This window comes from Mesorhizobium sp. RCAM 05104 (assembly GCF_059683645.1).
In genome coordinates this window covers 1,380,268-1,403,201 of record NZ_CM185033.1, presented here as the reverse complement: position 1 = coordinate 1,403,201, position 22,934 = coordinate 1,380,268, and the positions used below count along the sequence as shown (strand labels likewise).

Genomic DNA, 22,934 nt, shown 5'->3' with positions numbered 1-22,934 from the left:
GAATTGAGACCCGGCTGGTCAACAGCCAGGTCTCATTTTTCCAGTCGGGTCGATTACTGCGCCCAGGCTTTCCAGTCGGCCTCGTGGGCGGCGATCCAGGCGGCGGCGACATCTTCCGGTGTCTTGCCGTCGAGATCGATCTCGCCGCTCATCTTGTTGAGCTCGTCGGTGTCGACCGTGAAGGCTTTTGCCACCTTGTAGGCGACCGGCCATTTGTCCTTCATGCCGGACCAGGAGTATTTCCAGATCTCGCCATGCGGCTTGCCACAGTCATACTTGGCATCAGGGTTCGTGCCCCATTTCGGGTCATTGTAGCACTCGGGCGTGTACTCCGGGAATTGCACCCATTCGCCCTTGTACTTTGCCGGCGCCCAGTGCGGCGAATAGATCCACAGCATGATAGGCGCCTTGCGCTGATAGGCGGAATCCAGTTCGGCGAACATCGCCGCGTCGGTGCCGGCATGGATGACGGTGAAGGGAAGTTTCAAGGCGGCAACACGCTCGTCGTCGAAACCTTCCCAGGTCACGGGGCCGCCGAGATAGCGCCCCTTCGGCGCGGTTTCCGCCGTCGAGAACGACGCCGCGCATGCTGGGTCGAGCAAGGCATGCCAGTCCGGCAAGGTCGGGCACTTTTCCTTCATGTATTCGGGAAACCACCACTCTTCCTTGGCCTTCGGGCCGAGCTTGCCGAGCCGTTCGGTCTGGCCGGTGGCGTCGGACGCCTTCATGGCTTCGCCGGCCGTCGTGTCCCAGAATTCCAGCCCGACATCGAGGTCGCCATTGGTGAGGCCGGTGGTCAGGCTGGAGAGGTAGTCGGCGGTCGGATATTCTACCGTGTAGCCGAGCTTTTCGAGGATGCCGCCGAGGATCTTGGCGTTCAGGTTGACGCTGGTCCAGTCGAACAGCGCGATCTTGATCGGGTCGTTGGATTCGGGCGCGGCGGCTTGGGCGGACGGTGTCAGCAGGCTGAGCGTCGCGAGCGCGACGGCGCCCATCGACAGTTTCGAGATATAGCTGCGAAATGACATGCTTGTTCTCCTTCAAGCTGTGAAATTATCGGTCGTTCCCTTCTTGCGGCTTTTCTTGATTGTGTTGGAAAGGCTGGTCGTTGCGCAAGGCCGTTGTCGCCATGGCGCGGCTAAAAGCCGGTGCAGGCGCGATGGTGCTCAATTCGAAGGTGGTGATGTCGTGCCGAAAGGGCCGCGTCATAGCTGCCGAAGGATTGCTGCCGAAGCAGTCATCCATGGATCGATCGCCGGCGCTGCGGCGCTCTGAAATTTGCGAGCCATGAAGGTCCCACCATTTCGGCTATCGGCCTCGGCAAGCCCCATCTTGCGAAAGCCGTTTCCTGGGATGAAATTATATATACCAAGGTTCATCGCACGCAACGACTAACGCCTCGCGAGATGAATAATTTCAGACTGCAGGCGAAGTCTCGGTCTCACTCAGCCGCTCGATGTTTCGTCCTACCAGCAGACGTAGCCGCCATCGACGATCAGGTCGAGGCCGGTGACGAAACTCGATGCACGGCTGGCCAGGAACACCGTCGGCCCGACCATCTCCTCCGGCGCCGCCATGCGTCCCATTGGCGTGTCGCGTTTGAAGATCTTCACCTCTTCCGCCACCTCCGGCCGCTTGTTCATCGGCGTCAGCGTGTAGCCCGGGCTGACGACATTGACGCGCAGCCCGCGATCCGCCCACTCCATGGCGAGGCTCTTCGACATGTGGATGACGGCGGCTTTCGAGGAGTTGTAGTGGGCCTGCGTCAGCCCGCGATTGACGATTGTCCCCGACATCGAGGCGATGTTGATGATCGAGCCTTTGCGTCGCGCCAGCATCTTGCGGGCTTCGGCCTGGCAGGAAAGGAACACGCCTGCGACATTGACCTCGTGCACCTTCTGCCATTTCTCCAGCGACAGTGTCTCGGCGGGTTCCGAGCCGGCAATGCCGGCATTGTTGACGGCGACGGTCAGGGCGCCGAGTTCGGCCTCGACGCGCTCGATCGCTGCCGCGAGATCGCTCTGCGACGTCACCGTGCCGGTCAGCACCAGCGCCTTGCGGCCGAGCGCCGTGATCCGATGCGCGGTTTCGTCCAGCCCACCCTTCGATGCATGGCCGAAACAGGCGACGTCTGCGCCTGCCTCGGCCAGTCCGATCGCGATTGCCTGGCCGATGCCGCTGCCGGCGCCGGTGACCAGCGCGATATCGCCGTCCAGCTTGAAAAGATCCATCACACCCTCCCTTGGCTTAGGGAGGGTATGCGCTGAACCGTGCCTGGATCAAGCGCACCGCGCGCAAGCGGACAGATAGTCCGTTGATGCTCGGAAATAGCCTTCGATGGCGATGCTCGCTATGCCGGTTCGGTCACGACCGCCTTCTGCAGCCTCGCCAACTCCGCATACGGGATGTGGCAGCGGATCGAATGGCCGGGCTGTGCCTCGCTGAGTGGCGGCTCCTGCTGCTCGCAGATCGCACCGATCTTTCGCGGGCAGCGTGTGTGGAACACGCAGCCAGACGGCGGGTGGGTGGCGCTCGGGATTTCACCGTCGAGACGAATCCGCGCCGTCTCGGTCTGGTCGAGCTTGGGCACGGCCGACAGCAGCGCTTCCGTATAGGGATGGTGCGGACCGGAAAAGACGTCTTCCGATGGCCCGAGTTCCATGATGCGGCCGAGATAGAGCACGGCGATCTTGTCCGAGAGGTATCGCACGACGGCAAGATCATGCGAGATGAAGATGTAGCTGACGTCTTCCTTCGATTGCAGGTCGGCGAGCAGGTTGAGGATCGCCGCCTGCACGGAGACGTCGAGCGCCGAGGTCGGCTCATCGCACACCACAATGCGCGGATCACCGGCGAAGGCGCGCGCGATGGCGACGCGCTGCTTCAGTCCGCCCGAAAGCTGGCGTGGCTTGACGGCGAGATGCCGGTCGGTCAGCCGCACAGAGCGGACGAGGTCGTTGAGGCGAGCCTCGAGCGCCTTGCCGCTCAAGCCGGCCAGCCGCTTCAGCGCGCGGCTGATCAGGTGCCGGATCGAATGCGAGCGGTTCAGCGCCGAGTCCGGATTCTGGAAGACGATCTGCATCGCCTTGATCTGGTCGTCGCTGCGGTTTGCCAGCCGCGGCGCCAGCGCCTTGCCCTCCAGTTCGATGGTGCCGCCTTCGTCCGGTGGCACCAGGCCGAGCAGAAGCCTGGCGAAAGTCGTCTTGCCGCTGCCGGATTCGCCGACCAGCCCGAGCGTTTCGCCGGGCCTCAGATCGAGCGACACGTCCTTGACGGCGCGCAGTGCGTGGCCATGGCTGGCATAGGTCTTGTTCAACCCCGCGACGCGCAGCACGGGAGCCGCTGCTGCCTTTGGTGCAGGCGCGACATTGCTCGGTGTTGCGCGCGGCAGCGCCTGCGCCTTCTCGTGGTAATGACAGCGCGACAGCCGGCCGCCGAGATCGTAGAGCGGCGGCAATTCGGTGCGGCAGCGGTCATCGGCGAGCGCGCAGCGGTCGGCGAAAGCGCAGCCCTTGATGGCGGCGCCGATGCCGGGCAGGAAGCCGGGGATGGTGTCGAGGCGACCCTGGTCCTTGCGCTGTCCGCCGCGCGGCAGGCAACGCAGCAACGCCACCGTGTAAGGGTGGCGCGGATCGTTGAATACGGCCTCCGTCGGCCCTTCCTCCACCAGCATGCCGGCATAGAGAACGCCGACGCGGTCGCACATGTTGGAGACGACCGCGAGGTTGTGGCTGATGAACAGGATCGAGGCCGACAGTTCCTGCCGCAGCTGCGCGATCAGGTCGAGCACCTCGGCCTCCACCGTCGCGTCGAGGCCGGTGGTCGGCTCGTCGAGGATCAGCATCGACGGATCGTTGGCGAGCGCCATGGCAATCGCCACGCGCTGCTGCATGCCGCCGGAGAGCTGGTGCGGGTAGCGCTGCATGACGCTTGTCGGATCGGAGATGCGCACGCGGTTCAGCATGGCGATCGCGCGATCCTCGGCCACCTTGCCCGTTATGCCGCCGAGTTCAAAAATCTCGGTCAGTTGCCGGCCGACGCGGATCGACGGGTTCAGCGCCTTGCCCGGATCCTGGTAGACCATGGAAACGCTTTCGGCCCGCGCTCGCCTCAGTGCCTCCGCATCCAGCTTCATGACGTCCTGGCCATCGAGCGAGATCGCGCCTCCGGTGATCAAGCCGTTCCTCGGCAGATAGCGCACCACGGTGAGCGCCACGGTGGATTTGCCGCATCCGGATTCGCCGACCAGCCCATAGGCTTCGCCCTGGCCGATGGTGAGGCTGAGGTTGCGCAGCACCGCGCGGTTGCGGCCGGCGACGCGGTAGGCAACCGACAGATCGGTGAGTTCGAGCGCGTTTTCGGCCTTGGCGGATCTAGTCATTGAGCGCTCCGTGAACGCCGTCGGCCACCAGGTTGACACCGATCACCAGCGAGGCGATGGCCAGCGCGTCGAACAGCACCGTCCACCAGAAGCCACCGCCGATCATGCCGTAATTGCTGGAAATGCTGAGCCCCCAGTCGGGCGAGGGCGGCTGGATCCCGAAACCCATGAAGGAGAGCGTGGCGACCGCGAAAATGGCATAGCCGAGCCGCACGGTGGTTTCGACCAGGATCGGCGGGATGACATTGGGCAGGATCTCGACGAACATCGTATGCAGAGCGCTTTCGTGCCTGAGCTGCGCGGCGGCGACATAGTCGAGTTCGCGCTCGGCGAGCACCGCCGAGCGCACGGTGCGCGCGATGATCGGCGCGAAGCTTAGGCCAATGACGACGATGACGGTTGTCTTGGAGGTGCCGAGCGCGACGATGGCCAGCAGCGCGACGATGACCACCGGAATCGCCATGAAGGCCTCGAGGATGCGGCTGATGACATCGTCGACGATGCCGCGAAAATAGCCGGTGACGAGGCCGAGCGCCGTGCCGGCCACCGTCGCCAACAAGGTCGCCAGCGGCGCGACGGTCAGGATATCGCGCGAGCCGACGATGACGCGCGAGAAGACGTCGCGGCCGATCTGGTCGGTGCCGAACCAGTGCTCGGACGAAGGCGGCGCCAGCGCGTTGATGATGTCGTCGGCAAGCGGATCATACGGCGCGAAATGTTCGCCGAAAACCGCGCAGCCCACCCAGAACACCACGATGACAAGACCGGTGAGGAATGTGCCGGAGCGCAGCAGCGAAAACAGCCCCTCCGCCAGCGGGCCACGCTGGCGCATATCGTCGGGTGTCGGGGAGCTGGTAGGGACGGCGCTCATTGATCCGACCCCAGCCGGATGCGCGGATTGAGCACGGAATAGAGAAAGTCGGCGGCAAGTGTCGCCACGGCATAGACGATGCCGATGGTGAGAATTCCCGATTCCAGCATCGGGAAATCCTTGCCGCGCGCCGCGGTGAAGATCAGCGAGCCGATGCCCTGGTAACGGAACAGCGTTTCGATGACCACGAGGCCACCAATGAGATAGCCGGTCTGCGTCGCGATGACGGTGATGGTCGGCAACAGCGCGTTGCGCAGCACATGCCGCCAGATCACCGTGCGCCATGGCAGGCCCTTGAGCACGGCTGTGCGCGTGTAGTCGGAATCAAGCGCCTCGATCATGCCGGAGCGTGCCATGCGGGCGATGTAGCCGAAAAGCACCAGGAACAGCGGCAGCGAAGGCAGGATCAGGTAATAGAGCTGGGTGAAGAAGCCGGCATCACGCGGCCATGCGGCCGATATCGGCAGCCAGCGCAGCCAGACGCCGAAAATCAGGATCAGGATGATGCCGGTGACGAACTCCGGTAGCACCGTTACCGACAAGCCGCCGAGGCTGATGATGCGGTCGAGCGGCCGGTTGAGATTGAGCGCGGCAACGACGCCACCGAGGATGCCGATCGGCACCACCAGCACGAAGGCGACCGCCGCCAGCTTCATCGAATTGCCCAGCGCATCGATGACGAAGGGCGCCACCGGCGAGCGGAAGATATAGGACGTGCCCATGTCGCCCCGGACGAAGTTCCAGATCCAGGTCGCATATTGGGTAAGCAGCGGACGATCGACACCGAGCGTGTGATTGAGCGCGTCGACCGCGCGCTGGTCGGCGAACGGGCCCAGTATGGCGCGCCCGACATTGCCGGGCAGCACCTGGCCGCCCAGGAACACCATGATGCTGAGCAGGAACAGCGTGACGAGCGATAGAGAGACACGCCGGACAAAGAAGGAGAGAATGGCTAATACTCCTTGTGAAGCCAGCCCCCAATGAGGGAGCTGGCTGTTAGAGGATTGGCTTTCCCTTCTGGCTCAGGCCTTCGATGCCTTGTCGAGGAACAGCTGCGACATCGCGGTCGGCTGCACGCCGGTGACACCTTTCGCCGTCGCCGTCAGATAGTCGTAGAAGTAGCCGAAGATGACGGGCGTTTCCTCGAGCAGCAGCTTCTGGATCTTGCCTGCCGTCGCCTTCTGCGCCTCGAGGTCGAGCGCCGCGATGTAGCCGGTCGCGAGTGTGTCATAGTCCTTGTTCTTGAAGTGCGCCGCGTTCCATGTGCCATCGCTTTTCAGCGGCGCGGCAAGGAACACGTTCGGCACACCGCGGTGACCATAGTCGGTGATGCCCATCACCGAATCCAGCCAGTTCGATTTGCCGAACACCGCGTCTCCGTAATAGGCGCCTTGGTCGAGGATGTTGAGCTCGAGCTCGATGCCGATCTCCTTGACCCAGTTCTGGATGAGCTGGGCGTATTCGGGGATTTCGAGGTAGCGCTCGGTGGTCAGCGTCACCTTGAAGCCCTTGCCGGCGCCGGCCGCTTCCATCAGCTGCTTGGCCTGCGCGATATCCTGCTTGCGCTGCGGCACGCTCGTATCGGTCGAGGGATAGGCAGGTGCGAAGGGGCTGTCGTTGCCCGGTGAAGCCCGGCCTTTCATCAGGCCGGCAACCAGCTTGTCGCGGTCGAGGCTGAGCGCGATGGCGCGGCGCACACGCGGGTCCTTGAAGGGATCGGAATCGCAGCGCAAATGCAGTTGCTGGTGTGCGACCGACTTCAGGCTGATGATGTCGACATTCGGATCGTTGAGCAGCGCGACGCCGGCCAGCACCGGCATCTGGTTGATGATGTCGACCTGCCCGCCCTGCAGTGCCAGGATCTGTGGCTGCGTGTCGGCGAAGAAGGTGAACTCGGTGCGCTCGGGCAGTGCCTTCGGCCCCCAGTAGTCTTCGTTGCGGACGAAGGATGCGCCGACCTTTGCCGTGTACTTCTCGATCTTGAACGGCCCGGTGCCGTCGAAGCTTTTTTCGTAGTCGCCCTTGTAGCTCGCCGGGATGATGACGGCGTTGTAGTTGTCGGACGACACCATGTAGGGGAAGTTGCCGTTCGGGGCGTCGAGATGGAACTCCACCGTGTAGTCGTCGACCTTCTTGGTGGCGCCCTTCTGCAGGATGCCGGTGAACACCGACAGCGCGTTGGACGAATTGGCGGGGTCGGCGAGGCGGTCGATGCTGGCCACGACATCGTCGGCCTTCATCTCGCCGCCGCTGTGGAATTTCACGCCCTTGCGCAGCTTGAAGGTCCACACCGTGCCGTTGTCGTTCGGCTTCCAGCTCTCGGCCAGCGCCGGCTGCAGCACGAGGTCGGGTCCATCGACGCAGAGGAATTCGGCAACCTGCTGCATGACCAGCAGGCCGCCGGCATCGGCTATGGTGACCGGGTCGATCGTTGCCGCCGGCACACTGCTGGCGACGCGGATCGTGGCGCCGGATGCGCCCGCGGCGCGCGCCAGCGACGGCATGCCGCCGAGGCCGGCAGCCATGCCGATACGGCCCAGCAGCGGTAGCGACAGGCCGAGCAGGCTGCCATGGCGGACGAAGTCGCGGCGGCTGAGCCTGCCGTCGACGAGGCCGTCGATGAGGTGATTTTCAAGCGGCGAACGGTTGCGCCGGATGAGGTCGAGAATGCGATAGTTCTTGCTCATGGGTTTTACCCTTTCCCCTATTTCTTATGGTTGGCGAATTTCGTGTATTGCTCCGTTTCCCGCCGCCAGAGGCCTGTTGACCGGGACTGTAGCATGCGGTTTTGTCCGTTCCATCCAGTCCTTGGCGTGGATGCGCTGGATTCTTGTCTGCACTGCTCCACCTGTACGTGGCCAACCTTCCCGCCGAAGTCGCGGCGGTTGGCTTCTTGTTGTCTTGGCCGCCAGTCGTCATCTAGTTCAGCGGCAAGCGGCGATAGGTTCCGGGCTTTGCCGGGTCATGATACTTGTTGCACGGTCCTTTCTCGGTAAAGTCTCTGTGACAGGCGGCGAGGTTTTCCCGCGACAAGGTGATGCCGAGACCGGGGCCTTCCGGCACGCGCACGATGTTGTTCTTCGGCGAAAACGGCCCTTGCTCCGTGATATCCATCGGCAGCATGCGAAACAGCGACTGGTTCGGCTCCCTGATCCAGCCGAGCGCCGCGCACAGATGCAGGTAGGCCGCGCTGCCGATGCCGCTGTCGCCGCTGTAGCACCAGAAATCGATGCCTGCGTGTTCGCAGGCGCCGACGAAACGCAGCAGGCGGCCGATGCCGCCATGCGCCGTCGGGTTGCCGACGAAGGCATCCGGCACTTTCATCTCCATGGCGCGCGCGATGTCGATGTTGTGGGTCGAGAACGGGATCGAGCAATGGCGCCGCAACTCGCGCATCTCCTCGATCGTCGCCACCGGGTCCTCCCAGTTGCGCACGCCGAGGTCTTCCAGCGGCCGCGCCAGTCGCCGCGCCGTCGCCAGCGAATAGGCCTGGTTGGAATCGATGCGGATCATCGCATCGTCGCCGAGCTTCTTGCGGATCAGCTCGACCATCCTGAGCGAAATCTTCGGATCCTGGGTCGAGAACTTGCCTTCGAAGAAGGTCGTTCCGTGCGTCTCGTGCAATTCGACGCAATAGTCGGCGACTTCTTCCGGGGTCGTCTCGCCCCTCACATTTGGCCCGTCGCCGCGCAGCGAAAAATAGTCGGTGAACGGGATGTCCTTGCGCACGGCGCCGCCAAGCAATTGGTAGAGTGGCTGGTTCCATGCCTTGCCGCGCAGATCCCACAACGCCATCTCGATGGCGCCGAAGGCCATGATGCGGCTGCGGTCGTTGATCGATTGCACACCGGTCCAGTAGGGCAGGCAGACATGCTCGGCGCCGGCGATGTCGAAGGCGTCACGACCGGTCAGCCGTTGGGCAAGCACATCATTGATGATCGCGGCCGCCGCCGGCGTCGGCGCCTCGCCGAGGCCGATCAGTCCATCCTCGGTCTCGACCTCGACGATGGTCGGCGAAAACCCGTCGAGCTCGCCGAACACCCAGGCGTAAGGCGCCTCGAGGCGCAGGTTGATCGGCGTTGCCGTGATGCGGCGGATCTTCATGTCAGCGGCCGACCTCGAAGAACGGCGCGCCGAGCAGGCCGGGAAGGACGTCGATGCCAAGGCCCGGCCCGTCTGGAATGCCCATGCGGCTGCCGGTGACCGGCGGCTTGTTGGAGGCTGTGCGCACCGTCACCCATTCGTGGAAGGCGATGGCGTGCAGCCGGCGCTCTTCCGGCGTCGACAGCGACAGATGCGCCATGGCAGCGGTGTCGATCTCGGCGCCGCCCGTGTCCTCGACCGTGATCATGAAGCCGAGGTCGACGGCGAGGTCGCGGACCTGCCGCGTCTTCGTCACGCCGCCGAGCCGCGAGATCTTCAGCGTCAGCCCGTCGGCCGCACCCAAGCGATGGATTTCCAGCATCGCCTCGAGCGAGGTGACGGATTCATCCAGCACCATCGGCTTGTCGAGCATGCGGCGCACCGACATGTTCTCCTCGATCGTCGTGCAGGGCTGCTCGAACGTATAGTCGATGGCGCGCGTCGCGTCGGCGAACTGGCGCGCTTGGTAGGGCGTCCAGCCGGCATTGGCATCGCAGAAGATGATAGTGCCTTTCGGCACCGAAGCGGCGACGGCGGTGACGCGTTCGATGTCGTCATGGACATTGCCACCGACCTTGACCTGCAGCCGGTGGAAGCCGTCCATGACGATCCGCTTCGCCAGCGCCGCCATGGCGTCGACGCTGCCATGGGTGACGACCTTGTAGAGCTCCGCGGTCTCGCTCTCCTGGCCGCCGAGCAGCGTGACCAGCGGTACGTCGGCGGCGCGTGCCGCGAGATCCCAGCAGGCCATGTCGAGCGCCGACTTGATGTAGGGATGGCCCTTGAACACCGTGTCCATCAGCCGTCCGATGCTGGCCAGCCCGCGCGGATCGTGGCCGATGAGATGCGGCGCGATCTCCACCACGCCTGCGCGGACGCCAGCGGCGAAGGCAGGCGAATAGAAATTGCCGAGCGGCGCCATCTCGCCCCAGCCCGTCAAACCGCTATCAGAGGTAACGGACACGATCACCGCATCGAAGGCGTCGGCAACGCGCCCCTTCGACATGCGATAGGGCCCGTCCACGAAGGGCTGTACGACATGGTAGGCTTTTATGGTTTCGATCTGCACGTGTCTGTCCGTTGGCTGCGATGTCTGGGGAACTGGTCAGGCGCCTTTCGACGGGCGCTGTTCGAGGCCGCGCGCGTAAGAGAGGAGCTCTTCGAAATCGAGGTCGATGTGTTCGCGGGCATGGCGCTGGGCGGCGCGCATGTCGGTGCCCTTGAGCAGCGACACATAGGTCTCGTGAACGTCTTCGGCCGGCACCGCTTCCTTGCGTGCCTGCTGGTGCAGCGCGAAATACATCTGCAACCGGCTGGTCAATCGTTGCCAGGTTTCCAGCAGCACTGAATTGTCGGCCCATTCGTAGATCAGGCCGTGCAACTGCAGCGCCGTTTCGATCTGGCGGGTGGTATCGCGGTTGCGGGTCGCCTGCTTCACCGTCTCGTGGCGCCGGTCGAGCTCATCGAAAAACCGCTGGTCACGCAGTGGCCATGTCCGCTCGATGGCGAATTCGTCCAGCACCTTGTTGAGCGAATAGGCATCATCGATGTCCTTGGCGGTGACATTGATGACGAAAGTGCCGGCATAGGGAATGCTGGTCAGGATGCCTTCCTGGACCAGCTCGCGCATCGCCTCGCGGAGCGGCGCGCGGCTGACTCGCATCTGTTCGGAGATCCGCAGCTCGTTGAGCTTCTGGCCTGGTTCCAACTGTCCTGTCAGGATCGCGCGCCGCAGCAGCGCGACGATTTCGGCGCGGCGCGTGGTGTCCGCGATCGGACTGAAATCCGCTTTCCCCATTCGGCAACTCCCCAGGAAACCGAGAGTAAGACAAGCAGATTGTCGACAATCTAACAAGAGATTATTTTCGGATTTCGATGGCCTCGAAGCATGATGTGTCCTCGACAGTCGGTCCTCAGGCTGCGCGGCCGTAGAAGCCGATACGCTCCTCTTCGCTGAACATGACGCCGGGTTTCTCGTAGTAGGAGAAAACCGCGATCATGCGCTCGCGATTGCCTTCGACGGTGGTGACGCGGTGCGCGGTGTTCTTGCCGCGAAAGACGTTCAGCGTGCCCGGCTTCATACGCAGGATCCTGGCCTGCGGGTCGCGCCCTTCAAGCAGTCTGGCGACGCCGTCGTAGTTGGGATTGTCGTCCGAACGGAGGTCGGTTCGGTATTCGAGATCGCCGCCGCGTTCCGACGCCTGCAGCAGAAGGGTGGGGGTGAATTCCGAACGGTCGAAATGCCAGTTGAGCGCTTCGCCGGCCCGATAGGCCATGACATTGGTGCGCGCCAGCGGATCTTGCATGACATGCAGCCTGGTCTTGCCCATTGTCGCCGCCAGGAAGCGCTGCAACGGTTCGTATTCGTAGATGGCGAGCACGACACTGCCGGGGATCTGGTCGGCACAGACGGTGTGGCTGATGGTCTCGACCTTGCGCAAGGCCGGGTGGTCGGGAGCAAGCTCGGGGATATCAGGCTTGAAGTAGATGTTATGCGTCCGCTTGTGCACATGCGACCGCGCGTCCATGACAGGCTTGATTTCCCGCACCGCCTTTTCAGCGACGCCGGGGCGCAGAAACCCTTCGAGGTTGTACATGCCGCCGGCTTCGAGCGCCGCGATGGATTGTTTGACGAGGCGCTGCCATTCGGCGCTGCCTTCGCGGTCGAGCGGATAGCGGTCGAGATCGAGAATGTCTTTCATGGTCATGGGCTCCGAGGTTCCGAGCACATGAGACGGCAAAAAAATCTTTCTCTCAACGCGGAAAATTATTAGGATTGAGCAAGAAAAACTTATGGAGCCCGATGTGGAACGGCTGCCTCCGCTGAATGCCATCAAGGCCTTTGAAGTCGCCGCCCGCGCCGGCAGCTTCACCCTGGCGGCGACCGAGCTCGGCGTCTCGTCGGCGGCGGTCAGCCAACAGATACGCAATCTCGAGACCTGGTTCGGCAAGCAGCTTTTCGTGCGCAGCGGCAACCGCATCGCGCTCACCGACGCCGGCCACGCCATCTACCCACAGGCCGCGCGTGCGCTGGGCGACATCGCCGCGATCGGCCGGCGCATGCTGGAAGGCGGCTTGAGGACGCGTCTGGTGGTGAGCGTGCCGTTTTCGCTGGCCGAACTGTGGCTGGCGCCGAGGCTGGCCGTGCTTCTCGATGCTTTTCCGCGGATGGCGATCGATGTTCGGGTCGAGGATGATCCGGTCGACCTCATGCGCCAGAACATCGACCTGCGCATCAGCTATGGCGACTATCACTATCCCGGACTGAAACTCGTTTGTCTCGTCCATGACGACGTGCTGCCGGTCTGCGCGCCGGAGTTCTGGCACCGGCACGGCAACGGTGATCCGAACCTGGCGGATCTGCATGAGAGCCTGTTCATCCACACCAATTGGGGGCCGAACTATGCCTCGCACCCGACCTGGGCCGATTGGTTCGCCGCATCCGGCGGCAGCCGCTCGCCCGACCCGTCGCACGGGCGTCGTGTTGGCCTTTCCAGCTTGGCGATCGCCTCGGCGAGGCTTGGTCTGGGTATCGCACTTGGCCAGCGTGTGATAGCGCGGGCCGATCTGGAGGCCGGCCGCCTGATCGCGCTGTCGTCAGTCTCGGTGCGCCTTGGCCATCCCTATTGCGCCTTCATGCCGCCGGCCAAGGCCGACCGCGCCGATGTGGCCGCTCTGGTCGGCCTGCTCGTGAACACAGCGCCCACGACTTGAAAAAATGGCGCCCCGACCTGTGGGAAGGCCGGGGCGCCGCGCAAAAACCGGGCCTGCGGGGGAGTCAGGTAGCCGGCTTCTGTGGCAGTGGCGAGATCGGCATTCCGGGTCCGATCTTCTGCAGATTGCCTGTTATCACCTGGTCGCCTTCGGAGACGCCGCTGAGGATGGCCACCAGATCGCCGCTCGTCGGGCCAAGCGAGACCAGCCGCTGGTCGACCGTATTGCCCTTGCCGACGACGTAGAGATATTTGCCGAGCTGGCTTGAGCCGAGCGCCGTCTGCGGCACCATCAGCGCATCGGGCTGCTGTTTGATATGCAGCCGCACGAGGACATATTGGCCGGGCATCAGAGTGAATTTCGCATTGCCGATGGTGGCACGGGCGGTGATCGTGCCGGTCGAGTGGTCGACCGTGTTGTCGATGAAGGTGAGTTCGCCCTTCTGGCTGGTCTCGGTCTCACCCGGGAGCAGGACCTCGACCTCGATCGGGCCGGCCGCGCGGGCCTGTTCGATCTCGGCCAGATCCGTCTCGCTCGGATTGAAGGTGACGTAGATCGGGTCGAGCTGCACCAGCGTGTTGAGCACGGTACCGGCCACGCTGACCAGCGTTCCGACCGAGGCCTGGTTGCGGCCCAGGCGCCCGGTGAACGGAGCATGGATTTCAGCGTAGCTCAGATTGAGCTCCGCGGTGCGCACAGCCGCCTGGTTGAGAGCCAGCGACGCCTGCGCTTCGCGCAAGGTGCTGGTGCGCTGGTCGAAGCTGTCCTTGTCCAGGTAACCGCTCTTGGCGAGCTCGGTGCCGCGGCCGAGATTGGAACGCGCATAGTCGAGGGTGGCCGTATCGCGCTGCACCTGGGCCTTCGCCTGGTCGAGTGCGGCCTGGAAGTCGTCAGGCGAGATCTTGTAGAGAAGGTCGCCCTGCCGCACATCCGCGCCGTCTTGCGCCGTCTGTTCCTGCAGGTAGCCGGGGACGCGCGCTTGCAGCGTGATGCTGCGGATCGGCTCGATCCGGGCGGCATAGTCGAGATAGATCGGGATCGTCTTCTTGACGACGCTCGCCACCGGCACCGGCATGACAAACGCTGCTGGAGCGGGTGTCGCCGCTCCGGCCGTGCCGCTGCTCAGCCTGAGGTTGCCCATGTCGAGCAGGTGGACGCTGGCCACCGAAATGGCACCCAGCGCGACAGCCGCTCCCAAAGCGATTTTCCATTTACGCATGATTAGTCTCCAATCTTATTCGGCCGCTTCCGCCAGGGGAGGGAAGGCGGTTTCGGCTGTCGGTTCAGTGGGCTTGGAGGCGGGCTCACCGCTTTCGCGGCGTTCCCGCAGTTGTTCGATGACCGCGTAGAAGACCGGCACGAACACCAGCGACAGGATGGTCGCCGCGACCATGCCGCCAAATACGGTGGTGCCGATCGACTGGCGGCTGGCGGCACCGGCGCCGGTGGCGAACATCAGCGGCAGCACGCCGAGGATGAAGGCGAAGGCCGTCATCAGGATCGGCCGCAGCCTGAGCCGCGCGGCTTCCATCGCCGCCTCGACGATGCTGAGGCCCTCCTCGCGTCGCCGTCTTGCGAACTCGACGATCAGAATCGCGTTCTTGGCCGCCAGGCCAATCAGCATGACGAAGCCGATCTGCGAATAGACGTCGATCTGCATGCCGCGTGCCCATAGCGCCGCGAAGGCACCGAACAGGGCCAGCGGCACCGCCAGCAACACCATGAAGGGCATCGCCCAGCTCTCGTACTGCGCCGCCAGGATCAGGAAGACGAAGACCATGGCGAGGCCGAAGACGACGGACGCGATCGATCCTGCCTTGAGTTCCTGGAAGGTGATGCCGGTCCATTCGAAACCGAAATCCCTGGGTAGCGCTGTGGCGGCGGCCCGTTCCATCGCGGCGACCGCCTGGCCCGAGGAAAAGCCGGGTGCGGCACCGCCATTGATCGTGGCCGAGGCGTTGTTGTTGTAGTGCGGCACGGTTTCCGGGCCGACGAAGGGCACCAGCTTGCCCAGCGTGCTGAGCGGCACCATGCCGCCGGAGGCATTGCGCACATAGAGCCGCGAAATGTCGGCGGCGCCCGCACGTGCATCCTTGTCGGCCTGGATGGTCACCCGGAAGGTGCGGCCGAACAGGTTGAAATCGTTCACGTAGAGCGAGCCGAGATAGATCTGCAGCGTGTTGAACACGTCGGGCAGGTTCAGGCCGAGCAGTTTGGCCTTGCTGCGGTCGAGGTCGTAGTTGAACTGCGGCGTCGAGGTCGAGAACGGCGAAAACAGCTGCTGCGGATTGATTTCCGGCTGCTTGCGCGCCTCGGCGATCACGGCTTGCGTCGCGTCGTTGAGTGCCGAACTGCCGCGACCAGTGAGATCCTCGACGACGAATTCGAAGCCGCCTGTCGTGCCGATACCTGGGATCGAGGGCGGATCGAAGCTCAGCGCGAAGGCTTCCGGAATCTGCATCAGCTTGCCGCGCACGTCGGCGACGAGCTTCGATGCGCTCTGGTCGGGACCGCGTTCCTCCCAAGGCTTCAGGATGGCGAATTCGACCGCCGAGTTCGACTGCGCGGCACTGGTCAGGAAGTTCAGGCCGCTGATCGAGCCGACGATGTCGACGCCGGGCGTCGCTTGCAGGATGTCACGCGCCTTCTGTGCCACCGCGTCGGTACGCTCCAGCGACGCGCCGTCGGGCAACTGGATGACGACGAAGAAGTAGCCCTGGTCCTCGACCGGAAGGAAGGTCGAGGGCAGGCGCTGCCAGACGAAGTAGGTGGCGACCAGGCCGGCCGCGAACAGGCCAAGCATGATCCAGCGCAGGCGGATGAGAATGCGCACGCCATGGGCGTAGGCATGCGACAGCCTGTCGAAGCCTGTGTTGAACCAGCGGAACAGGACGAACTGCGTTGGCTGGCGATGCCGCAGGAAGGCGGCACTGAGCGCGGGGCTCAGCGTCAGCGAGTTGAAGGCGGAGATGCCGACGGAGATCGCCACCGTCAGCGCAAACTGGTTGTAGAGCCGCCCGGAGACGCCGGGAATGAAGGCGACCGGGACGAACACCGCCATCAGCACGGCGGTGGTGGCGATGATCGGACCGGTGACTTCGGCCATCGCCGCCTTTGTTGCCGCGAGTGGCTTGAGCCCGGCCTCCAGCTGTCGTTCGACATTCTCGACCACCACGATGGCATCGTCGACGACGAGGCCGATCGCCAGCACCATGCCGAGCAGGGAGAGCATGTTGAGCGAGAAGCCGAGCATCTCCATGACGACGAGCGTCGCCACCAGCGACACTGGAATGGCGATGGTCGGGATGATCGTCGTGCGCCAGCTCTGCAGGAAGATGAACACCACGGCGACGACGAGAACCAGCGCCTCGCCCAGCGTGATCAGCACGTCATGCATCGACGCCGAGACGAAGCGCGTGGTGTCATAGTGCATCGCATAGGAGACACCCTTCGGGAACCGGCCGGACAGCTCCTGCATCTTGTCCTTGACGCGCTGCTGCAGATCGAGCGCGTTGGAGCCGGGCATCTGGTAGACGGCGAGAACGACGGTCGGGTCCTTGCCGAAGAAGGCCGACGACGAATATTGCAACGCGCCGAGCTCAATGCGGGCGACGTCGCGCAGCCGTACCAGGGAGCCATTGGCGGTGTTGGCGCGCACGACGATATCGCCGAATTCCTTCGGGTCGCTCAGGCGGCCGACGGCATTGACCTGCATTTCGAAGGCGGTGCCGGCGGGAGCTGGCGACTGGCCGATCTTGCCGGCCGCCACCTGGACGTTCTGCTCTGCGATGGCGTTCTGGACGTCGACCGCGGTAATGCCGAGATTGGCGAGCTTGTCGGGGTCGAGCCAGATGCGCATCGAATAGCGCCGTTCGCCGAAGATCTGCACGTCGCCGACGCCGGGCAGCCGCTTCAGCGGATCGACGACCTGAAGATAGGCAAGGTTGCTCAGCGCCACCGGGTCGATGGAATTGTCCGGCGACGTCAGGTTGACGATTAGGACGAAGTTCGGATTCTGCTTCTTGATCGTCACACCACCCTGGTTGACGATCGCCGGCAGCGACGAGGCCGCCTGCGAGACGCGGTTCTGGACGTCGACGGCGGCGGTGCTCAGGGAATAGCCGACATCGAAAGTGATGGTGATTGTCGAGGAGCCGTCATTGGAGCTCGACGACGACATGTAGGTCATGCCCTGCACGCCGTTGATCTGCTGCTCCAGCGGCGTCGTCACCGTGTCAGCCACCACTTGTGCGCTGGCGCCCGGATAGTGGGCGCTGACCACGACCTGGGGCGGCGTGATGTCCGGAAACTGCGAGACCGGCAGCAGGAAATAACAAATCGTCCCGGCGAGCACCATGATGATGGCGATCGCCGAGGCGAAGATCGGACGGTGGATGAAGAAGTTTACCACGACACACATGCCTCGCCGGCTGCTCTTGCCCGCCCGAAGGCGCTGGCAACCCTGGACAACTGGCCGTGCCCGTCACGGGGGATTTCCCGCGAACGCAGCAACGGCACCTCGCGACGCTGCTCATTGGCAAGCGAGCGAAGCATCGTCTCGAAGGCGCGGGGGTCGACCCCATCTGCTTTCATGACCAGCCGGATCATCGGATCCCGGACGGCCTCGTCTATGGTAAGATCGCGGCGCTGTGGCATTGGCCGGCTCCTTGTCTGTCGATTCGCAGCCCATGCTCGCGAACCGTTTTTCATCTCTTCACCGGCCGAGGCCGCATGATCTGCAATTTTTCGCCCATCTCTATCTGGCAGGACCAGTTCACGGTCTTGTTATTGACGAAAGGCGACATAGGTGTTACCAGTAAGTAACATTCGTGACGTTACAGACCGGTAACACCCTAGTCAAGAGGTGGCCGAGGGTTTTTTGGAAACGAAAGGAGATCATGATGGCAGACGGCGTCGTGGAGCGCTCTCGTCCCCGGGATCGGATCCTGGAGACAGCGCGTGACATGTTCCACAAGCATGGCATCAAGGGCGTCGGCGTCGACGCCATCACCGAAGCTGCCGGCACGAACAAGATGACGCTCTATCGTCACTTCGAATCCAAGGACGAACTGATCGTCGAGTGCCTGCGCGCCAACGCGGCCAAGGCCGGCGGTATGTGGGACGCGTTCGAGACCGAATTTCCTGGTGACAAGCTTGCCCAACTGCATGCCTGGGTTCGCAAGGCGGCTGCCATGCTCAAGGCTGACGGCCGCGGCTGCGACATGGCCAATGCCGCCGCTGAACTGACCGAGCCGGACCATCCGGCCAGGCTGGTGATCAAGGAGCTCAAGGAAGCCCAGCGCGAGCGCCTTGTGGCGCTGTGTCGGGATGCCGGCATTGGTCAGGCCGAACTGCTCGCCGATACGCTGTCGCTGCTGTTCGAGGGCGCCCGCGTCAGTGTGCAGACCGTGGGCACCGAAGGGCCGAGCACGCAGTTCGTGCGCATGGCCGAAGGGCTGATCGTTTCCTTCCGGGGCACTGCCGCCGGTTGAAGTGAGCCGCCGCTATCAATGACGCGCCGTTGTATCGTGCGATCAAGTGCGATGCCTGGCGCGCTTTGGGGTCGGTTACACCGCTATTCCTGCAGGCTGAACGAAAAAAGCCCGCTGCCGGGAGGAGGTGGCAGCGGGCTCGATTTCGAATGTGGCGCGGGAGGAGGTGCACCCCATTCAGCGTCGGCATCGCATCTGGGAGGAGTAGATGGCCGACAACCAGACGTTACGAGTTGCCCAATGATTCGGCAACAATGAATTGTGCATAGCAGCTGTGCAGATTTGCCGGGTCAATTGTCATACAAATCCGGAAAACCGGTTTTGCCTGCCCGCCCCGCCTCACTGCACCGGGACGTTTTCCCTGAAGATCAGGCGCGGCTCGATGAATTTACGCGTCAGGTAGGGCGCTGATGAGGCAATGGACCCAAGCAGGCGGATGACGGATTGTTCGGCGATCAGCCTGGCATTCTGGTCGATGACGACATCGACCAGGTCGTCGACGAGATAGCCCCGCGTTTCCCTTGTCAGGTCGTGACAGATGAACACCGGTTTGCGGTTGGGCTTGGCTTCCCGGAGCGCTTTTGCCACGCCCGAGCGTCCGGCTCCGACGCAATAGATGCCGAGCAGTTCCGGCTCGTTGTGCAGCGCCTTCATGGTCTCGGTGTAGCTCACTTCCGGCTCGTCGTTGATCTCGACGGCGCTGCTGATCATCAGGTTGGGAAACTCCTCGTTGAGCACCGAGCGGAAACCCATTTCGCGTTCTTCGTGGCCGCGATAGGAACGCGAGCCGACGACCATCGCCAGATGACCGGTACGGCCGCCAAGGAACCGTCCCATCAACAGTGCGGCCGTTCGTCCCGCCACCCGGTTGTCGATGCCGACATAGGCCGATCGCGGTGCCGCCGGAATATCGGACACCAGTGTGACTAGGCGGATGCCGGCATCGACGACGTCGCGCAGGATGTTGCGGGTTCGCGGATGATCGACGGCGATGACACCGACGCCGTTGGCCCTGAGCGAGAGGTTTTCAACGGCGGTCTGCAAGGCGTTCGGCGAGATCCCGGCAAGGTTATGGATCCGGCAGGAAGCGACCAGCGGCAGGCGCGCGGCGTAGTCCTCGATATGTCCGGCGAGATCGCTCATGAAGGCGTTGGTTCCGATCGGCAGCAGGAATTCGAGATGGGCCGGCCGCGAGGGAAGCGTCACCTGATCGGCCACCGGCAGATAACCGAGCTGCTTGGCTGCCTCCATCACGCGCTGCCGGTTGGCTGCGCTGGCGCCCGCCCGGTTGTTGAGCACCCTGTCGACCGTTGCGGTCGAGAGCCCACAGCTGCGGGCGATATCCGAGACGGTGGCTTTCATGCCGCAACCCTATGCGCCGATGCGATACCGCGCCAGACAAGCGATGCGATTTGAGGTGACGGCTGATTGCCGCCCATCAACCGGACGCATTTCGGCTGCTTTGACAAGGCGGCTTCCGCCCGTGCTCAGTGCGATGGCTTGCCGTCGGCGATGGCATCGCGGATTTCCTTGTCCGACATGCCTGTGATGATCCGTTCGACTTCCGCCACGCTGGTCTTCTTCGGGTCGACGTCGTCGGCTACCACCTTGCCCCTGCGCATGACGACGATGCGGTCGACCACCTGGAACACATGGTGGATGTTGTGGGCGATGAAGATGCAGGAATGCCCTGAATCGCGGGCACTGCGCACGAAGCTCAGCACGCCTTGCGTCTCGGCGACGCCGAGATTGTTGGTTGGCTCGTCGAGGATGATGAGGTCGCTGTCGAAATGCATGGCGCGCGCGATGGCCACAGCCTGGCGCTCGCCGCCGGACAGCGAGCCGATCGGTGTCGTCGGCGGGATGTTCTTCGAGATGCCGACCTGCTTGAGCAGGTCGCGGGCGACAGTATTCATGGCCTCCTGGTCCATCCGGTTCAGGAAGCGCGGCGGCTTGATCGGTTCACGTCCGAGGAACAGATTGCGGGCGATCGACAGTTGCGTGACCAGCGCCGAGTCCTGGTAGATGGTCTCGATGCCATGGGCGATGGCATCGCTGGTGCTGCGGAGGTTCACCTTCTTGCCGCGGATGAAGATATCGCCGCTGGTCAGCGGCACCGCGCCTGAAAGCACCTTGATCAGCGTCGACTTGCCGGCGCCGTTGTCGCCGAGCAGTCCGACGATCTCCCTTTCATTGACGTGGAAGCTGGCATCCTCCAGGGCCTGCACGCGGCCATAGGACTTGCGGATGTTCTGCATGCGGATCAGTGGCTCGGCCATGGTTCAAGTCCCTGCCTGATGCCGGCGTTCCAGCCATGAATGGAGCGCCATCATGCCAAGGATGATCGCGCCGATGAAGATGTTGTAGGCAAGGCCTGGCACGCCGATCAGCACGATGCCGTTGCGCATCACGCGCAGGATCAGGATGCCGAGCACGGTGCCGATGATGGTGCCGCGCCCGCCGGTCAGCGCCGTGCCGCCGATCACCACCATGGCGATGACCTCGAGCTCATAGCCGGTGCCGCTGTTGGGGTTGGCAGCGGAAGTGCGCAGCGATGAGATGATGCCGGCGAACGAGGCCATCAGCGACGAGAGCACGAACAGGCCGATCTTAACGCCGCTGACATTGACGCCGCGGGCGCGCGCCGCATTGGGATTGCCGCCCGCCGCCTGGATCCAGTTGCCGGTCCGGCTCTGTGTCAGCACATAGCCGAGCGCGATGGCCGCGGCGATGAACCAGAACAGCGACATGTAGATGCGGAACGGTCCGATGAAGAAGTCGCCGACCAATATGTTCGCAAGCCAGCTGCCCTCGGCGCTCCAGGTGCGTTGCGGAAAACCGTCGGTGACGAAGAGGGCGGTGCCGCGCACCACCAGCAGCATGCCGAGCGTGACCAGGAAGGACGGGATCTTGAGCTGCGTCACGAACCAGCCATTGACCAGCCCGATCAGGGCGGCGACCAGCAGCGCGACGAGAAAGCCGACTTCCAGCGAGGTGACGCCGCTGTTGAACAGCGTCCACATCAGCACCGGCGAGAAGCCGAACAGCGAACCGACCGAAAGATCGAATTCGCCCGATGTCATCAGCAGTGTCATCGCCAGCGCGATCAGCCCCAGCTCGACCGTGAAGGCCAGTATGTTGGAGATGTTCTGCGGCGACAGGAAGTCATGGTTGAAGCCCCAGAAAACGGCGATCTCGAGGATCAGCAACACGAAGGGGCCGAATTCGGGACGCGCGATCAGGCGTTGGATGAGTGAACGATTTTCCACGAGGTATCCGCGACATGAGTGGAAAGGCTGAGGCTCGCGCATCGGAGTGCGAAGAGCTCGGCGAAAATGGAAAGTCAGTCGCGACCACCGGAGCAGTCGCGACTGTGTGCGTCTCGGAGCTTATTTGCCGGACAGGATCTTGTCGTAGACCCCGGCGGTGTCCTTTTCGTAGAGCGCGCCGGTGATGACGTTGAAGCCCGGAGGAATGCCGCTTGCCGCCATGTTCGCCAGTGAAAGCGCAACGTAGCTGGTCGCCTGCGGGTCCTGCCATTGGCCGGCATTGACATAGCCGTTCAGCACTTCCTGAGTGGTGTCGAGCGAGTTGCCCCAGCCGACGACCGGGATTTCGCCCGGCTTGATGCCGACCTGGTCGAAGACCCGCTTGATCGAGCCGGTGACGAGGTCGCCGAGGCCGATGATCGCCTTGACCTTGGCCTTGTTGGCGGTGAGGTAGTCGACCATGCGGTTGATCACTTCGGCCTGATCGAGCGTCGCCTCGGTGATCTCATAGGTGATGCCCAGTGGCCCGAAGACGCTCTTGATGCCTTCCTCTTCCTGGACGCCATAGGTGGCGCCGGGTATTTCAACCGGCATCCAGACGAAGTCGCCCTTCTTCACCAGCCCCTTGTCGACCAGATACTGCGCCCAGTGCTTGCCGAAGGTGACGTTGTCGCCGCCGACATAGGCGTTGAAATTGGCCTTGGGATCGGGCGTGTTGAAATTGATGATCGGGATGTTGGCCGCGCGGGCTTCCTTGACGATCTCGACGAGGCTGCCCGGATCGGGGCTGGTGGTGACGATGCCGTCGGCCTTGGCGGAGAGGGCGGCGCGAACCGCCTCCTGCTGCGAGGCGACGTCACCATTGTGGAACGAGGTGTTGACGGTGTTGCCGGTGTCTTTCGCCCATTGCTTGGCGCCTGCGAGGAAGTAGGTCCAGACCGGATCGGCCGGACCACCGTGCGAAATCCAGTAGAACGTCTTGGCCTGTGCCGCTGCTGGTACCACCATCAGCGCCACCAACAGGCCATACAAAACGAGTCTTAGCCGTGTCAGCATTTGATTTC

The 22,934-nt window shown here is 63.5% G+C and carries 20 protein-coding genes; 2 read left to right on the top strand and 18 right to left on the bottom strand.

Translation table 11 applies throughout. The features are described from left to right. Nucleotides 1–53 precede the first annotated feature (53 nt). The 11 genes from AC56QP_RS07275 to AC56QP_RS07225 all read right to left on the bottom strand — a co-directional run bounded on the left by AC56QP_RS07275 (nt 54) and on the right by AC56QP_RS07225 (nt 12,097). Nucleotides 54–1,028 (bottom strand): ABC transporter substrate-binding protein, encoded by a 975-nt coding sequence (locus tag AC56QP_RS07275; RefSeq protein WP_489860323.1) that lies wholly within the window; start codon nt 1,026–1,028, stop codon nt 54–56. A gap of 25 nt (nt 1,029–1,053) precedes the next feature. After that, on the bottom strand, nt 1,054–1,245 hold the full coding sequence (locus AC56QP_RS07270) for a hypothetical protein (protein WP_489860324.1): 192 nt from the start codon (nt 1,243–1,245) through the stop codon (nt 1,054–1,056). Nucleotides 1,246–1,466: 221 nt separating this feature from the next. Then, complete coding sequence (locus AC56QP_RS07265) at nt 1,467–2,231, bottom strand: SDR family oxidoreductase (RefSeq protein WP_489860325.1); 765 nt, start codon at nt 2,229–2,231, stop codon at nt 1,467–1,469. Nucleotides 2,232–2,350: 119 nt separating this feature from the next. Further along, entirely contained in the window at nt 2,351–4,381 is a 2,031-nt protein-coding gene (locus tag AC56QP_RS07260) for a dipeptide ABC transporter ATP-binding protein (protein ID WP_489860326.1), read from the bottom strand. Continuing rightward, a complete protein-coding gene (locus tag AC56QP_RS07255) occupies nt 4,374–5,252 on the bottom strand; it encodes an ABC transporter permease (protein ID WP_489860327.1) in 879 nt (292 codons plus the stop codon). Before AC56QP_RS07255 ends, AC56QP_RS07260 begins: the two co-directional genes overlap by 8 nt. Next, nucleotides 5,249–6,139, bottom strand: coding sequence for an ABC transporter permease (locus AC56QP_RS07250; protein ID WP_167365002.1), 891 nt, complete (start codon nt 6,137–6,139; stop codon nt 5,249–5,251). Before AC56QP_RS07250 ends, AC56QP_RS07255 begins: the two co-directional genes overlap by 4 nt. A 135-nt stretch (nt 6,140–6,274) precedes the next feature. Then, the gene (locus AC56QP_RS07245; protein WP_489860328.1) at nt 6,275–7,939 is read right to left on the bottom strand and encodes an ABC transporter substrate-binding protein; all 1,665 of its coding nucleotides are present in this window, start codon (nt 7,937–7,939) and stop codon (nt 6,275–6,277) included. A gap of 232 nt (nt 7,940–8,171) precedes the next feature. Further along, a complete protein-coding gene (locus AC56QP_RS07240; RefSeq protein WP_489860329.1) occupies nt 8,172–9,356 on the bottom strand; it encodes a mandelate racemase/muconate lactonizing enzyme family protein in 1,185 nt (394 codons plus the stop codon). A gap of 1 nt (nt 9,357) precedes the next feature. Then, the gene (locus AC56QP_RS07235; protein WP_489860330.1) at nt 9,358–10,464 is read right to left on the bottom strand and encodes a mandelate racemase/muconate lactonizing enzyme family protein; all 1,107 of its coding nucleotides are present in this window, start codon (nt 10,462–10,464) and stop codon (nt 9,358–9,360) included. 36 nt (nt 10,465–10,500) lie between these two features. Then, nucleotides 10,501–11,193, bottom strand: coding sequence for a GntR family transcriptional regulator (locus AC56QP_RS07230; protein ID WP_497100623.1), 693 nt, complete (start codon nt 11,191–11,193; stop codon nt 10,501–10,503). Nucleotides 11,194–11,308: 115 nt separating this feature from the next. Further along, entirely contained in the window at nt 11,309–12,097 is a 789-nt protein-coding gene (locus tag AC56QP_RS07225) for a HalD/BesD family halogenase (RefSeq protein ID WP_489860331.1), read from the bottom strand. Nucleotides 12,098–12,200: 103 nt separating this feature from the next. On the opposite strand from AC56QP_RS07225, the gene AC56QP_RS07220 reads away from it, so the two are divergent. Further along, nucleotides 12,201–13,109 (top strand): LysR substrate-binding domain-containing protein, encoded by a 909-nt coding sequence (locus tag AC56QP_RS07220; RefSeq protein ID WP_489860332.1) that lies wholly within the window; start codon nt 12,201–12,203, stop codon nt 13,107–13,109. 64 nt (nt 13,110–13,173) lie between these two features. On the opposite strand, the gene AC56QP_RS07215 is transcribed toward AC56QP_RS07220, so the two are convergent. From AC56QP_RS07215 to AC56QP_RS07205, 3 genes are read right to left on the bottom strand one after another with little or no spacing between them, the layout of a single operon-like run. Continuing rightward, nucleotides 13,174–14,328: an efflux RND transporter periplasmic adaptor subunit gene (locus tag AC56QP_RS07215; protein ID WP_489860333.1), complete on the bottom strand. Its 1,155-nt coding sequence runs from the start codon at nt 14,326–14,328 to the stop codon at nt 13,174–13,176. Between the two features lie 15 nt (nt 14,329–14,343). After that, nucleotides 14,344–17,529, bottom strand: a complete 3,186-nt coding sequence (locus AC56QP_RS07210; protein ID WP_489860334.1) for an efflux RND transporter permease subunit — start codon at nt 17,527–17,529, stop codon at nt 14,344–14,346. Beyond that, the gene (locus AC56QP_RS07205) at nt 17,514–17,765 is read right to left on the bottom strand and encodes a hypothetical protein (protein ID WP_489860335.1); all 252 of its coding nucleotides are present in this window, start codon (nt 17,763–17,765) and stop codon (nt 17,514–17,516) included. The genes AC56QP_RS07210 and AC56QP_RS07205 overlap by 16 nt, the downstream gene beginning before the upstream one ends. Before the next feature lie 245 nt (nt 17,766–18,010). Between AC56QP_RS07205 and AC56QP_RS07200 the strand changes: the two genes are divergently transcribed. Continuing rightward, nucleotides 18,011–18,601 carry a TetR/AcrR family transcriptional regulator gene (locus AC56QP_RS07200; RefSeq protein WP_489860336.1) on the top strand — a complete coding sequence of 197 codons (591 nt, stop codon included), beginning with the start codon at nt 18,011–18,013 and terminating at the stop codon, nt 18,599–18,601. Between the two features lie 339 nt (nt 18,602–18,940). On the opposite strand, the gene AC56QP_RS07195 is transcribed toward AC56QP_RS07200, so the two are convergent. From AC56QP_RS07195 to AC56QP_RS07180, 4 genes are all read right to left on the bottom strand, one after another. After that, nucleotides 18,941–19,963 carry a LacI family DNA-binding transcriptional regulator gene (locus AC56QP_RS07195; protein ID WP_489860337.1) on the bottom strand — a complete coding sequence of 341 codons (1,023 nt, stop codon included), beginning with the start codon at nt 19,961–19,963 and terminating at the stop codon, nt 18,941–18,943. Nucleotides 19,964–20,088: 125 nt separating this feature from the next. Beyond that, on the bottom strand, nt 20,089–20,880 hold the full coding sequence (locus AC56QP_RS07190) for an ATP-binding cassette domain-containing protein (protein ID WP_489860338.1): 792 nt from the start codon (nt 20,878–20,880) through the stop codon (nt 20,089–20,091). Nucleotides 20,881–20,883: 3 nt separating this feature from the next. Continuing rightward, nucleotides 20,884–21,870 (bottom strand): ABC transporter permease, encoded by a 987-nt coding sequence (locus AC56QP_RS07185; RefSeq protein WP_489860339.1) that lies wholly within the window; start codon nt 21,868–21,870, stop codon nt 20,884–20,886. Between the two features lie 120 nt (nt 21,871–21,990). Further along, nucleotides 21,991–22,926: a substrate-binding domain-containing protein gene (locus AC56QP_RS07180; RefSeq protein ID WP_091576490.1), complete on the bottom strand. Its 936-nt coding sequence runs from the start codon at nt 22,924–22,926 to the stop codon at nt 21,991–21,993. Between the last annotated feature and the right edge of the window lie 8 nt (nt 22,927–22,934).

Excerpts from the sequence above, each read along its gene's own strand:
- AC56QP_RS07275 (WP_489860323.1), bottom strand. The coding sequence starts at position 1,028 with ATGTCATTTCGCAGCTATATCTCGAAACTGTCGATGGGCGCCGTCGCG.
- AC56QP_RS07270 (WP_489860324.1), bottom strand. The coding sequence starts at position 1,245 with ATGGATGACTGCTTCGGCAGCAATCCTTCGGCAGCTATGACGCGGCCC.
- AC56QP_RS07265 (WP_489860325.1), bottom strand. The coding sequence starts at position 2,231 with ATGGATCTTTTCAAGCTGGACGGCGATATCGCGCTGGTCACCGGCGCC.
- AC56QP_RS07260 (WP_489860326.1), bottom strand. The coding sequence starts at position 4,381 with ATGACTAGATCCGCCAAGGCCGAAAACGCGCTCGAACTCACCGATCTG.
- AC56QP_RS07255 (WP_489860327.1), bottom strand. The coding sequence starts at position 5,252 with ATGAGCGCCGTCCCTACCAGCTCCCCGACACCCGACGATATGCGCCAG.
- AC56QP_RS07250 (WP_167365002.1), bottom strand. The coding sequence starts at position 6,139 with ATGGTGTTCCTGGGCGGCCAGGTGCTGCCCGGCAATGTCGGGCGCGCC.
- AC56QP_RS07245 (WP_489860328.1), bottom strand. The coding sequence starts at position 7,939 with ATGAGCAAGAACTATCGCATTCTCGACCTCATCCGGCGCAACCGTTCG.
- AC56QP_RS07240 (WP_489860329.1), bottom strand. The coding sequence starts at position 9,356 with ATGAAGATCCGCCGCATCACGGCAACGCCGATCAACCTGCGCCTCGAG.
- AC56QP_RS07230 (WP_497100623.1), bottom strand. The coding sequence starts at position 11,193 with ATGGGGAAAGCGGATTTCAGTCCGATCGCGGACACCACGCGCCGCGCC.
- AC56QP_RS07225 (WP_489860331.1), bottom strand. The coding sequence starts at position 12,097 with ATGAAAGACATTCTCGATCTCGACCGCTATCCGCTCGACCGCGAAGGC.
- AC56QP_RS07215 (WP_489860333.1), bottom strand. The coding sequence starts at position 14,328 with ATGCGTAAATGGAAAATCGCTTTGGGAGCGGCTGTCGCGCTGGGTGCC.
- AC56QP_RS07210 (WP_489860334.1), bottom strand. The coding sequence starts at position 17,529 with ATGTGTGTCGTGGTAAACTTCTTCATCCACCGTCCGATCTTCGCCTCG.
- AC56QP_RS07205 (WP_489860335.1), bottom strand. The coding sequence starts at position 17,765 with ATGCCACAGCGCCGCGATCTTACCATAGACGAGGCCGTCCGGGATCCG.
- AC56QP_RS07200 (WP_489860336.1), top strand. The coding sequence starts at position 18,011 with ATGGCAGACGGCGTCGTGGAGCGCTCTCGTCCCCGGGATCGGATCCTG.
- AC56QP_RS07195 (WP_489860337.1), bottom strand. The coding sequence starts at position 19,963 with ATGAAAGCCACCGTCTCGGATATCGCCCGCAGCTGTGGGCTCTCGACC.
- AC56QP_RS07190 (WP_489860338.1), bottom strand. The coding sequence starts at position 20,880 with ATGGCCGAGCCACTGATCCGCATGCAGAACATCCGCAAGTCCTATGGC.
- AC56QP_RS07180 (WP_091576490.1), bottom strand. The coding sequence starts at position 22,926 with ATGCTGACACGGCTAAGACTCGTTTTGTATGGCCTGTTGGTGGCGCTG.